11 protein-coding genes are annotated in these 13,347 nt (G+C 43.2%); 8 read left to right on the forward strand and 3 right to left on the reverse strand.

Annotated features, from left to right (window positions below; all coding sequences use genetic code 11):
• Positions 1-96: 96 nt before the first annotated feature.
• Positions 97-1,581 (forward strand): ATP-binding protein, encoded by a 1,485-nt coding sequence (locus BR06_RS0109040; RefSeq protein ID WP_031482155.1) that lies wholly within the window; start codon positions 97-99, stop codon positions 1,579-1,581.
• A 160-nt stretch (positions 1,582-1,741) separates the two neighbouring features.
• Here BR06_RS0109040 and BR06_RS0109045 read toward each other — a convergent pair whose 3' ends face one another.
• The 3 genes from BR06_RS0109045 to BR06_RS0109055 all read right to left on the reverse strand — a co-directional run bounded on the left by BR06_RS0109045 (position 1,742) and on the right by BR06_RS0109055 (position 5,606).
• Positions 1,742-2,461, reverse strand: coding sequence for a phosphorylase family protein (locus BR06_RS0109045; protein ID WP_031482157.1), 720 nt, complete (start codon positions 2,459-2,461; stop codon positions 1,742-1,744).
• A 211-nt stretch (positions 2,462-2,672) separates the two neighbouring features.
• Positions 2,673-5,162, reverse strand: a complete 2,490-nt coding sequence (locus tag BR06_RS0109050; RefSeq protein WP_031482159.1) for a Lon protease family protein — start codon at positions 5,160-5,162, stop codon at positions 2,673-2,675.
• 21 nt (positions 5,163-5,183) lie between these two features.
• On the reverse strand, positions 5,184-5,606 hold the full coding sequence (locus tag BR06_RS0109055; protein WP_031482161.1) for an Hsp20/alpha crystallin family protein: 423 nt from the start codon (positions 5,604-5,606) through the stop codon (positions 5,184-5,186).
• A 301-nt stretch (positions 5,607-5,907) separates the two neighbouring features.
• On the opposite strand from BR06_RS0109055, the gene BR06_RS0109060 reads away from it, so the two are divergent.
• The 7 genes from BR06_RS0109060 to BR06_RS0109090 all read left to right on the forward strand — a co-directional run bounded on the left by BR06_RS0109060 (position 5,908) and on the right by BR06_RS0109090 (position 13,285).
• The gene (locus BR06_RS0109060; protein ID WP_031482163.1) at positions 5,908-6,699 is read left to right on the forward strand and encodes an amino acid ABC transporter substrate-binding protein; all 792 of its coding nucleotides are present in this window, start codon (positions 5,908-5,910) and stop codon (positions 6,697-6,699) included.
• A 3-nt stretch (positions 6,700-6,702) separates the two neighbouring features.
• Positions 6,703-7,740 carry an amino acid ABC transporter permease gene (locus BR06_RS0109065; RefSeq protein ID WP_031482165.1) on the forward strand — a complete coding sequence of 346 codons (1,038 nt, stop codon included), beginning with the start codon at positions 6,703-6,705 and terminating at the stop codon, positions 7,738-7,740.
• Complete coding sequence (locus tag BR06_RS0109070) at positions 7,741-8,505, forward strand: amino acid ABC transporter ATP-binding protein (RefSeq protein ID WP_031482167.1); 765 nt, start codon at positions 7,741-7,743, stop codon at positions 8,503-8,505. It begins immediately after the preceding gene.
• 206 nt (positions 8,506-8,711) lie between these two features.
• The gene (locus BR06_RS0109075; protein ID WP_235727696.1) at positions 8,712-9,746 is read left to right on the forward strand and encodes an aluminum activated malate transporter family protein; all 1,035 of its coding nucleotides are present in this window, start codon (positions 8,712-8,714) and stop codon (positions 9,744-9,746) included.
• Positions 9,743-10,834 (forward strand): FUSC family protein, encoded by a 1,092-nt coding sequence (locus BR06_RS0109080; protein WP_031482171.1) that lies wholly within the window; start codon positions 9,743-9,745, stop codon positions 10,832-10,834. The genes BR06_RS0109075 and BR06_RS0109080 overlap by 4 nt, the downstream gene beginning before the upstream one ends.
• Positions 10,835-11,965 carry an AI-2E family transporter gene (locus BR06_RS0109085; RefSeq protein WP_235727697.1) on the forward strand — a complete coding sequence of 377 codons (1,131 nt, stop codon included), beginning with the start codon at positions 10,835-10,837 and terminating at the stop codon, positions 11,963-11,965.
• 273 nt (positions 11,966-12,238) lie between these two features.
• The gene (locus BR06_RS0109090) at positions 12,239-13,285 is read left to right on the forward strand and encodes a protein-glutamate methylesterase/protein-glutamine glutaminase (RefSeq protein WP_031482175.1); all 1,047 of its coding nucleotides are present in this window, start codon (positions 12,239-12,241) and stop codon (positions 13,283-13,285) included.
• The last annotated feature ends 62 nt before the right edge of the window (positions 13,286-13,347 follow it).

Below are 13,347 nucleotides of genomic sequence, written 5' to 3' on the forward strand. Positions count from 1 at the left end.
TAATTATTAAAAAACCGCTAGAGAGATTCTCTAGCGGTTTTTTTTGTTATTTTTGATATTGTAGACTTAATATTCCGGTTTTGTTATATATATTGCATGAATAAAGCTATATCTTCTCATGAATCTATTCAGGTCTGTTTTACCGCTAGTGTTGAACTTCCTTACGATTTGCGCTTTAGATTTCCAGTCCTCGATTGGACGTCAAGTCTTGTCTCCACATCTGGCGGCAATCAAAAGGAAAGCGACGCTCTGCGTCTCGCCCTGGAAGAGACGCTGACTTTTTTAATATCCGCATATCCTGATGCACAGGATAAAGACATGCTCCGCGTTAATTTTCAATTGAAAAAAGATGGAATGGCAACTGTTACCATTGTGAATGGCGGACCTCCTATCCATCTGAATAGAATCCCGAATTATGATCCACTCAATCCAGAAAAATGTGAGCTTGGCGGGTTGTGGTTATATTTAACTCAAAATTTTGTAGACCGTTTAGAGTTCAACAATCTCGGACTAGCTGGTTGGCAAATCGTAGTTGGTAAGCTTCTCTCAAATCCATCATTTGAGAAAGAGAGCGTCGAGGATGATCTGAATGACAATAAAATTAATTTAAGCCTAAGGTTTGCCACACCAGATGATGCACCTCAGCTTGTGGATTTAACTTACGACACATATGGATATGAATATACAGGTGAATTTTTCTATTACGAATCGCAGCTTAGGGAAGTGATTGAAGGGGGTGACGTAACAGTCATTATCGCAGAAAATGGCGAAACTATTGCTGGAAGCATAGCTTTCTTCTTGTTTGCAGAAAAGCCCCATTTAGCCGAGACGGGGGCGCTGATGGTCAAGCACTCTTATAGGCATACGCGTGCTATTGCATACATGATGAAAGAGATAAATCGTTATATCACTGAAAATTTGCTTGGTGTGGATGTTTACAGCTCCACATGTGTCACCACTAGCACAACCTCGCAAAAGATCGGGAAAAAGTTGAAATATTATCCTTTTTCCTTGCTTTTAAACATGGGATGTCAACGAAAAGATGTCGGGCGATATTCTTGGATGACCCTTTTTGCTCTCACAAAATTTACTGTCCCAGTAACTAATATGCGTATCTATTTGCCGGAGCAACATCATGAGATCGTGCATGCTTTATTTGATCAAGCAGAAATTTACCCAGAGATTATTAATGAAACAAGCAAAGAGTTTCCGAAGGAAACAACATTTTATTTATATAAAATAGCTACCTTGAAATCTGTTAGTATCACATTTCAACAGCTCGGTCGGGATTGGATTTCTAAGTTGCGCAAAACAATATTTAGTTTACGTTGTGAAGGCAGCTTGGCATTTACGGTCTATTTTTCTGCGTGCAGCCCACTCCCGCCAAATCTGGATAAAGAAATGGTCCAATTCAGCGGAATATTTGTAGGAGTTAGCCCCATATCCGCCGATGAATGTTATCTAGTGTATAGTATTTTGGTCGATGGAGTAGACTTCGATAACATTCAGGTTATAGGCTCACGCGGGCAAGAGCTCAAAGAGCATATCCGAGGGCTGTATAACAAGCACATCAAAGAATAGAATCGCTTTTGGCCATCCTGAAAAAAGAACTTTCAGCGCTTGGCACAAGTAAATAGCATACCACTCAACAACCTTACCTAAAATTGCTTCCCGATAAAAAGTTTTGGGATTTTTAAACCCTTTTCGCAAAAGGGTTTAAGCCGCCGGAGGCATCCTTTCATCAAACAAATATCCTACCTAAACTTTTTAAAGCTTTGGAGTAGTCCATACCCATTGGGATTAGTTCGAAGATTAGAGAAGGGCGATTGGCTATGGCTTTTAAAATTGGTTTGAGTTTGGTTTTACCGCTCGAATCAACTCCGTCTAATGATTCTGAGGGGATTGCTCTAGTTGATGCGTCGCTTATGGCGCGGATGCAGGCGAATGGAATTCCTGCTTTAGTGGCGGCTTCTGCTACAGCGATGCTTTCCATATCTGCGGCCAAAGCGCCAGTTCTGTCGTGAAGCGATGTTTTCTCTTTCGGTGTAAGTACTGGCTTTGGAACTGTCACCATCGGGCCGGAAGGAATTTTTCCATAGGCCGGTAGTAGTGAGGTAGATAGATCCACATCTCTTTCGGATTTATGCCACGGATTGTGATTGGCCAGTTCCGAGTGGATGGTTGATGCCGCCAGAAGATCTCCCGCCGCGGGGCCGTGTGCAAGCCCGCCAGATACACCCGCGCTGAGTATAAGATCTGGATTTTTTTGTGCTAGTAGTGTTGCGGCCTCGGAGGTTTGCTCTGCGCCTATGCCCGAAATTACGCATAGAAAGCGGTTTCCGCCAGGTAATATCCCCGATAGTAGCTCAAATTTACCTAGCTTACTTTTTTCGGAAACAGGGCATATGGCACTAGCTTCCTGTTCCATTGCAGCTACAATTCCAATTAATTTATTTGACATAGTGGATCCTTTTTTACCGATGTAACAGTAGGATAGATTAGAATTGGCATATGGTAAAGAGGGGGGATGCCTCCGGCGGCTTGAACCCTTTTGGGAAAAGGGTTCAAGACTCCCAAAACTTTTTAACGAGGTTGAGTATGGGGTTTTTGCCGAATTTTATTTAGCGTTTTGCTAGTATTTTTATAATTAATTTAGCTCATTGCAGTTTGTTCTAGCCAGAACAACAAGACCCTGATGATTTCTTTTTATCATCTTTCTTCTCGTCATCTGCTGCGAAGTTTTTGAGTCCTTCGGCCAAGGCTATCAGGCGTGCGTTGACTTTGCCGTACATGGAATCTTTTGGGTAACCTTTTTTAGGGGTACTTTTTCCCGCTGGTATTCCTGTTAGGATTTCGATTCCTTGGCCGATGTTTTCGACTGACCATATGTGGAATTTACCTTCTTTCACGGCCTCTACAACATCTTTGCGTAGCATTAGATCTTTCACGTTCGCTTCGGGAATCATTACCCCTTGCTTGCCTGTCAGTCCGGCGTGTTTACAGCAAAGATAGAATCCTTCGACTTTTTGGTTTACGCCGCCGATTGGTTGGACTTCGCCTTTCTGATTAACTGAGCCTGTTACTGCAATGCCCTGACTGATTGGGACATCTGCTAAACTTGAGAGTAGGGCGTACAATTCGGTTGAAGATGCTGAATCGCCGTCGATCCCGCCATATGATTGTTCGAAGGCTATACTTGCGGTGAGGGATAGTGGTTTATCTTGCGCGAATTTTTGTCTTAGGAATCCTGATAGTATGAATATTCCCTTGTTGTGAGTAGGTCCAGACATGTCGGCTTCACGTTCAATATTAATGATGCCGCCCTTACCCATGGCGGTTACAGCTGTGATTCTTGAAGGTTTACCAAAGGAATAATCGCCGAGCGAATATACGGCAAGGCCGTTGACCTGTCCTACTTCGGAGCCGTCGGTATCAACGTAGATACTACCGCGATCGATCATTTCCTGAAGTCGCTCTTCCATTTGGTTGGAGCGTTTTCTATGGGCATTGATCGCTTTATCCACGTGTTCTGATGTTACGAACTTTGAACCGTTACGTCCCGCAAAATAGTTTGCCTCGCCTAAAAGGTCTGCAAGTAGTGGGAATGCTGTGGTTATTTTTTCCTGTCGCCCAGCCATTCTTACTGCCTGCTCAATAATTGCGGCAACTCCGGACTGGTCGAAATCCATTAAATCATCTTTTTTTACCATGTTACCTATGAAACTGGCGACAGCTTTAATGGCGTCATCATCGCGGTCCATGGATGTTTCAAAGTCTGCACGCACCTTGAATATTTTAGGAACGTCTGCGTCATAGTGGCGAAGAAGTTGATAGAGATGAGGCTCTCCTAAAACAACGACTTTAACGTCCATAGCAATCGGTTCGGGTTTGAGGCCTGAAGGAGATATGAAGTAGTAGGGATCGAAGGTTTGAATTTCGATCTTTTCGGTCTTTAGAGATCTTTTAAGGGTTGGCCAGACTCCCGGCTCTACAATGGCATCCATGAGGTTGATAACCAGATAACCGCCATTTGCTTTAATGAACGAGCCCGCTTGAATTTTAGTGAAATCTGTACGCCACCCGCCGTGTCTGTCCATGACTCTTTCAATGGACCCGAACAAATTTCGGTAGGTTGGGTATGATTCAAAAATTACAGGTGGACTGGTTTGATCGGTGTTGTCCACCAGTAAGTTTACTTGGTAGGGATGGAGTATTACCTCTGCTTGTGGCGGCATGTAAGTCATTCCGCCTTGACCCTGCTGAGGTTTTGCACCGATCATCCGCAGTGAATCAAGGTCGTCGCTCATCTTTTCAAGCATTTCATCAAAATGCTTTGCTATTTTGGGAACAGTATATTTTTCTTTTAGCGTTGTTATTAAGTCTTCAGCGAGAGTCATGAACATCAATTTATCCACATCTTCGCTTTTCTTTTTTACTTCTTTTTGCAATTTACGAACTTGCAGAAGAATGCTGTCGACTTCCTCTTTGAGTTCTTTTTGCTTTTCCTTAAGTCTGTCGAACTCTTCACGGGGAAAGCGTCCTTTCTCAACTTTTTCTTCGAGTTGAATCATACGCATTGGCTCACCATCTACCAATGGAACTACGTCAGGACGTTGGAATTGCCCCATTTGCATGTTTACAATGACTAACCCTGAGTCTTTTACTTTTTCTTCTATCCCTTGAAAGAACTCGCGGGTCTGCTTTTCATGCACCTCAATTATTTCGTTTTTGCGTGCGATATATTCCTGACTCTCAAAGAGTTGCGGCACTTCTCGTTTAATATTTTCAAGGAAATCGTGGACATCTTTTTTGAAAACAGATCCTTCTCCTGCCGCCATTCTGATTAGTATTGGAGATTCTTCAGATTTAAAATTATTTACGTAAAGGATATCGTCTGGGATTGTGTCGGATTTTGAAAGATCTTTGAGTAGCTTTTTTACTGTGGCTTGTTTTCCGGTGCCTGCTGGCCCGGTAACGAAAATATTGTACCCTTTCATGGGCATTCCCATGCCGAATTTAAAAGCCTCGACGCCTCGGCTCTGGCCTATAATGTCATCGCCTCTGACAAGGTCCTGTGTGGATTCGAATTTCAGCTCATCAGGAGCTAGGGTCCATCTCAGCTGCTCCAGTTTAAGCTCTCTGCTATCAATTGTAGAAGTCATGACTGCTCTCCGTATTGAGGTCTATTCAGATGTTATCGATATGTTTTTCTGGGGTTTGATGATGCATTTTGACAGCACAATTTTAAGCATGCCGTCTTTAAAAGAGGCATTTACATTGTCAGGATCAACTCGGCAGGGGAGGGGGATTTTTTTTCTGAAATGACTTGTTTTTTTGCCGCCGTGGAAAGTAACATTTTTTTCTCCTGAAATTGTCATGGAGGTCTCGGTTACGGTAACTCCGAGGTCTTCTGCGTGAAAACCGGGCATGGTGGTTTTTACTACAAAAGCTCCTTCGACTTCTTCCATTTCTGTTCTTGGGGTGCAGTCAATTATTCCGCATACAGATGGGATGCCGTAGTCAACGCACAGGCTGTCAAAAAGCCTATCCATGTCGTTTTTGAGTTTTTCAAGTTCTCGGCTTCCCCACGAAGTAAGATTAGGCATTTACAATCTCCTTGGTATAACAAGTGGGAGTATTAGTTATAGATAAACTAACATATGGCTGAAAAGATTAGCAACTGCTTTAATTAGAAATGTTGTTTTATTCTGTTTTTATCAATATGTTGATATTTCATGAGATAATGATCGTTGTGGGCGTAGTTAGTTCAGATTTTAATACATATGCAGAATGAAGTTGTGTTTTAGTTATTTTTCCATCTTGCATGTTCAGTAATCATAAGATATTTGGATCATCTCTTCGGGGTTGAAAAGAGAGTATAAGAAACAAAAAATTGAGGAGTAACACATGAAAAGATTATTAGTGATTCTTATGGTTGTTATGATGTTGGCCTTCGCAGTCATGGCTCAGGCTTCAGATGATTCCTGGAACACTGTTAAAAATAACGGCAAGCTCACAATCGGACTTGATGATGCTTTCCCTCCAATGGGTTTTCGTCAAGATAACGGCAAACTAGTCGGTTTTGATATTGATGCGGCTGAAGAAGTCGGTAAACGTCTTGGTGTCAAAATTGTATGGCAGCCAACTGCATGGGACGGTGTTATCCACTCTCTCAATTCAAAAAAATTCGACTGTATCTGGAATGGTATGACTATTACAGCTGAACGTCAGGCTAAGGTTCTTTTTACAAAACCTTACATCATGGACGGTCAGATTGCAGTTGTTGCTATGGGCAACAAAGACATCAAGTCTGCTAAAGAACTTGCTGGCAAAGTTGTGGGTGTTCAGAAAGGTTCCCCTGCTCTTGAAGCTGCAAAATCTTTGAAACCAGCTCCTTCTGAAATTCGTGAATACGATACCAACCCTAAAGCTTTCCTTGACCTCGAATCAGGTCGTTTAACAGCTGTTGTTGTTGATAATATTGCTGGCCGTTACTACATGGCTGCTCGTCCTGGTAAGTACATGGGCCTTCCTGGTTACATTACCAACGAAGCTTTCGGTGTTGCTTTCCGCAAGGCTGACGTTTCTCTCGAAGAAAAAGTTCAGGCAACAATTGATGCTATGATCGCTGACGGAACAATGGGTAAGATCTCCCGCAAATGGTTCGGTGAAGATGTCACCAATCCTTCTAAATGGTAGGATATGACTATTTTAGTTAATAGATTCGGAAAGGGTGGGGCTTTATTGGCCTCGCTCTTTCTTCTTTTTACTCTTCTGGCTTCTCCCGCAGTTTCGTCTGCCGGAGGAGAGTCTGACGCGATCCTTAAAGAGGCTCGTGATGCGCTAGCACTTGGTCATATTGATCAGGCGCAAGTGCTTTTTGCACAGGTTCCCGCGCCCGGCCCTGACGGTGATGACGGTGAATTTGTGTATTCGCGCATGCAGCTTGCGAGACTCTATTTTTCTATGAAAAATATGAGCAAAGCCAAAGCTTCTGCCGAAGAAATTACGGCAGTTTATCCCGATAATGCCGAAGCCAAAAATTTCATCGCATCTGTTGAGCGATCTGTAAGGCCTGAATGGCGCCAAGTCGTTGATGACTGCATTCGCTTTCTGCCTTCGCTTCTAAAAGGTGCGAGCATGACGCTTATCCTCGTATTCTTTACGATGATAGTTTCTCCCATCGGCGGGCTTCTTATTGCGCTCGGAAAACTCAGCAAGACTCAGCCTTTTTCAGGAATCAGTTGGTTCATAATCTGGTTCTTTCGCGGGACTCCGCTCCTGCTGCAACTTTTCTTTATCTATTACGGTTTGCCGGCTATCGGGATAACTTTGTCGCCGCTGGCTTCTGCTTTAATAGGGCTTGGGATTAATTATTCAGCTTATCTTGCTGAAATTATTCGTGCCGGTATTCTGTCTATTGATCATGGTCAGACTGAAGCTGCTAAAGCTATCGGCATGACGTATTCCCAGACAATGAGACGAGTCATAATTCCGCAGACGTACAAAAGAATTATACCTCCTTGTGCCAATGAATTTATCGCTCTTATCAAGGACACAGCTCTTGTCTCTACCATTGCTATGGTCGAACTTATGCGTGCGGCAGATCAGATGTTTAACGCATATTTTAATATTACTGTGCTTGTCCTTGCTGCATTTATTTACCTTATTTTCACAACCGCATTCACCTTGCTTTTCGAAAAAATCGAATACAAGGTGGGAGTATACGAAAGGCGCTAAATGGAAACCATTTTAGAATTAAAACAGGTTGTTAAGCGTTTCGGTTCGCTCACGGCTGTGAATCATATTGACCTGAAAATTAAACGTGGTGAGAAAGTAGTTATTGTCGGCCCTAGCGGGTCTGGTAAATCTACTCTTTTGCGTACTATGAATTTTCTGGAAACAATTGATTCCGGTGAAATTTTGTTTGAGAAACAGCCTTGCGGGTACGTCACACGCGCCGGTAACCTTGTTCTTGATACGCAAAAGAAACTTTGCGCGCTTCGTTCTGAAATCGGGATGGTTTTTCAGCAGTTTAATCTTTTTCCGCACATGACAGTTCTTGAAAATGTGATGGAAGGGCAGATTACTGTTTTGAAAAAAAGCAAGGCGGAAGCGGAAGATACTGCATACAAAATGCTTGAAAAAGTAGGACTTCCTGACAGATCTAGCGTTTATCCCATAACTCTTTCAGGTGGACAGATGCAGCGTGTTGCTATCGCTCGCGCCCTTGCAATGAAACCTAAAATGATGCTTTTTGATGAGCCTACTTCCGCACTCGATCCTGAACTTGTCGGCGAGGTTTTTGATACGATTCGTTCACTCGCTGATGAGGGGATGACTATGGTCATCGTTACTCATAATATGGGATTTGCCCGCGAAGTTGCTGATACTGTGATCTTCATGGAGCAGGGTGATTTTATTGCGCAAGGTACGCCGCATGAGTTCTTCTCAGTTGACGAAATTCATCCTAGAATTAGTGAGTTTTTAGATAAGCTTTTATAAGCTTGTTTTACTGACTTTCCCTGTAAAAGGGCTAGCATTGATATCAGGAACGGTTGTGGATTTATCCGCAACCGTTTTATTTTGGCTCAATTACTTTTGTTATACTTGCAGTTATGGTCGCGCTGATTTATTCATCATAAGTAATGAATAAAATAATATCAGACTTTTATAGGGTTTTTATCCATCCCGTTGATCCTGGCTTGTTTATGACTAAGTATGCGGCTAAATCGGTTGTCGCGTGCGTGATAGCTTTAATCTTAGCCCATTTCGCAGGCATAGCCGGGAAAGATCTTGCGTGGAGTGTTTACGGTTCGGTGGTCGTTGTTCTTTTCAGGGCTGGTAGCACTTTAAAAAAGCGTAAAATTGTTGCCGCAACTCTATGCTTCGCTTTGGCTTTTCTCGTTCCAATCTCAACCTACATTGCCAGTTATTCGATACTTTCAGTGTTTTATCTGTTTATTATCTCTTTTTTGGTCTTTTTTGCCCCAGCGATTGCCGGATCCGCTGCTACAACAGGGGTTGCGGTATTGATCGTTAATCTGATCGCATTTAATTCTCCTGATCTTTTCAGTGTGGGGCTTTACCGCTCTGGATGCATCCTTTTCGGCGGGACCATTTCATACATTGTAATTTTTTATTTGTGGCCTATGCATCCTGATAAGATTCTTTCGAAAGCTGGCGGTTTGGCTTTGTCCGATATCGGAGATTATTTTCGCGCAGTCGCAAGGGCTGGCGGGAGCAAGAAGGATCAAGAAGAACTTACAATTATACATGAAAGATCGGTGGAATCTCTTAGGCGCTACAGGCGTTTCATGGAAGCCATGAATATTGATCCTGTTAAAGAGCTTGGAACATATGAGGGGCCTTCGGCTCTTTATGCATTGCTTATAAGGATGCTTGAGGCTGTTGTTGGGCTTTCAAACAGCACTCATTTTGCAAAACACAGTACGATATTTTCCGGGTTGAGACTTAAATTTTCACAGCTGGCTTTAGAGAGTTCTGTTATTTTTGATTTGCTTGCAGTTAACGTTTCTACGGGTAAAGGGCAGGTTGACCTAAGTGAACTTAATAATGGAATTTCCGCTCTTGAACGGGAATTGCTGGATCTTGGTGCATATAAAAACGATGAAGGGCTGCGTGATGAGTTTCTCGAAGCTTGGGGCGCACTGTATGGTCTGCGCAATTTATGTTTAGAGTTTGACGAAATGAGTCGCATTAATGTTGGAGGTGCAGCTAAATGATGAAAGAAGCACTTCGCACATTCAGGAAAGAATTTCGTTTGGATTCAGCTCCATTTCGGCACGCTGTGCGCGCTGCTATTGCCATTACTGTGGCTGTTGTCGCTTCAAGTTTTCTCGAACTCAGACATGCAGTATGGCTCCCCATAAGTGTTATCGTCATAATGCGTCCTTCGGTTGGTGGAACTTTGCGGCTTGGTTGGCGCAGGCTTTGGGGGACTGTTCTCGGAGCGTTATTAGGAATTCTTATTTTATTTTTTGATCCTGGAAATCAGGTGTTGATTGGGCTTATCGTTCTTTCATTCTTTTTGATGATTCTGATCAGAGTTTATAGTTATACCGCATTTTCATGTTTTCTTACTGCCGCCGTAATTTTGCTTTTAGGGCTTATTTTCGTCGATGGATGGCAGTTTGGACTGGAGAGAATTCTTGATACTGTGCTTGGACTCGGCATTGGGGTTGCGGCTTCTTTCGGTGTCTGGCCTAATATGGCCAGGAAAAATCTGCGGACTAAAATGACCGTTCTTATTCATGCGCAGGCTGTTCATTTTGAAAAGTTAACTCAATCCTACCTTGAAGGAGGAGTCAGTGAGAGCGAACTTGTTACAACTCGAATTGAGGCTGCGCAAGAACTTGATATTTGTGCCGAGGCTTTCCGTGAAGCTTGCGCGGAGCCGGGGCTAAGGGCATGGCAACGCGACAATTTAACCCGGCTCATAAGAGTTTTTACCCGTATGCATAGTTTGCTTATGGCTATGTCGACCATCATCCGTAGAGGTTATGGAGGACCGCTTCCTCCTATTGCTGAAGGCATGATAAAGATTTTGCATATGACACAGGAACATTATGAGTGGCTGGAAGATTACGCGCTGAATTCTGATAATTGCATGATTCATCCTGATTTCGAGGTCGTAGTTAACGAGTTCATGGTAGCTGTGGGTGATGCCCGCATTCGAGGTGACTTTGAAGACGTGCCGCTTGAAAGGCGGAATAATATTTCAGCTTTTATCTGGAACATCCGTTCTCTGGGCGGAGAAATTAATCGTGCGGGTAGACGATTATGTGAGCTTCGTTACGGGAGGAATGAATAAATGAAAATTCCACAAGAGGGAAATATGAACGAGAATCCATACACTTTTGATCGCGTGGTCCGATTGGTACTTTTTGCGCTGACAGTTTGGATTATTGTACGTTTGTTGACTGTTTTAAGTGACGCACTGGTTCCTTTTGTCGTTGCGTTGACTATGGCTTATCTGCTCAATCCGCTGGTGAATATTGTAGGTCGATTTATAAAAAATAGAACTGCGGCAGTTGTTTTTACTTTAATTGCGTTGTTTGTCCCTGCTATAAAATTACTATGGATGGGGCTGGGCGTGGTCGGTTCCGAACTTGGTCGCACCGGTAGAATGCTTGCCACAATCGTTAATGATTCTGCAATTGCTGCGCGCGCTGCGGAATTTTTCCCCACAGATATTTGGCAACAGATTATGGATCTTTCAAAGCAGGACGGAGTGCGTCAGTTTTTAAGTGAGGCTGGTGTTGTTGATTTGCTAAAGGGGTCTGCTCAAAAATTGTTGCCCGGCATTTGGAATCTGGTGAGCGGCTCGGCCCAATCATTAGTTGCCCTTGCCGGTGTTTTTGTAATTATCCTTTATTTGGTGTTTCTACTGGCTGATTTTGAAAAATTAGGATTATGGCGGACGCAGATACCAAACAAATATCAAGAGCGTGTGTGTTCATTTATTGATGAGTTTACAAATATTACTAATCGCTATTTCCGTACTCAAGCACTGATTGCTTGCATCGTAGGATGTTTGTTCGCTACCGGATTTATGATCATTGGGCTTCCCTTAGCTATATTTTTGGGTTTGCTAATCGGAGCGCTTAACATGGTTCCGTATCTGCAAATGGCAGGAATCATCCCGGCCTTTCTGCTTGCCGGAGTGAATGCGCTGGCAACGGGTGGCAATATCTGGATGGGACTTGGCGGAGTGGCGGCAGTCTTCGCGGTAGTGCAAGTTTTTCAGGATGCAGTGCTGGTGCCGAAGCTTCAAGGCGAAAGCCTAGGGCTTTCACCATGGATGATATTGCTCTCCCTATCCATATGGGGGCAGTTGCTAGGATTTTTAGGACTAGTAATGGCATTGCCGCTGAGTTGTATGGCCCTTGCGGTTTATCGGCAGTATGTGGCTGAGCGTGTAAAGTTAAGCATAAAAATTTAATCTTGTTGCAGAGAATCTTTCAATGGCTTAAGCTAATGGGCCTTTTGTATTTATTGATTTAATAAAGCTATATCGTATGATTATTTGCATTAAACCTTGGGAGTTTGTTGGACAAAATAATTCATATGTGCGAAGTTTTGAGCATAGTTAGGCTCTAGAATAGAAGCCTTCTCTCAGACTTTGATTTCTATATTTAAAATGAGTTTTATTTATATACAGGATCTTAGCTCTTTTTTTTAGAGGGCTGATGTTGAGGTAAAGGAGAATTTTTTAGTGATAAACGTTGTAGTTATTGATGATTCGGCCTTTATGCGTAAGGCCATCAGTACTATGCTGGAGAAAGATCCCGGCATAAAAGTGGTGGCTACTGCTCGTGATGGTGAGGAAGGTCTCAAAAAGATCAGGACTCATAATCCTGATGTTGTCACTTTAGACATTGAGATGCCTAAGATGGATGGACTGACGGCTCTACGTCATATTATGATGGAGATGCCACGCCCTGTGATAATGGTTAGTTCCTTAACCACTGAAGGTGCCGAGTCGACTTTGAAAGCAATGGATCTCGGAGCTGTAGACTTTATTCCCAAGCAACTTTCCAAGGTTTCTCTTGATATTATTAAGATAGAGACGGACCTAATTTCAAAGGTAAAAATTGTCGCTCGCCGTAAGATGCGCCCTGTTCCTAGAATGCGCCCAGCTGCAAGGCGAGCTCCTGTCGCTGCCCCTAGGCTACGCGCTGGGAGACCTAAGAGAGATATAGTGATGATTGGTGTTTCTACTGGTGGCCCACCGGCGGTACAGAAGATTCTGTCATCATTACCAAAAGATTTTCCTGCGGGGATTGTAATTGCTCAGCATATGCCTAAAGCATTTACTGGCCCGTTTGCTAATAGGCTTAATAGCGTTAGTCAGATTTCAGTGAAGGAAGCAGAAACAGGTGACAGGCTTTTACCTGGACACGCGTTTGTTGCTCCTGGCGGATCTCATTTGATGATTGATCAGAAAATAAGCAGAATTGAATTGATAGTTACACCTGAACCGAAAGAGGCTCTTTATAAACCCTCAGCAAACGTTTTGGCTACATCCGTTGCCAATGCTGTCGGGCGTAGAGCTTTAGGCGTTATTCTTACCGGAATGGGGAATGACGGGCGAGACGGTATTCGGGATTTGAAAAACAAGGGTGGACGGGCGATTGCTCAGAGTGACTCCTCTTGTGTAGTATATGGTATGCCTAAGGCTATAGTTGATGATGGGCTGGCCGACGAAATTGTTGATATTGATGATATGGCGGAAGCAATTATCAAGAACCTTTATTTGTAATCAGAAGAGTAGAAAGGCTTGTATTGGCAAATCTGCTTAACGGCTTTCGAAAACATGAGGGA

The sequence above is a fragment of the Maridesulfovibrio frigidus DSM 17176 genome (genome assembly GCF_000711735.1).
Lineage (GTDB): Bacteria > Desulfobacterota > Desulfovibrionia > Desulfovibrionales > Desulfovibrionaceae > Maridesulfovibrio > Maridesulfovibrio frigidus.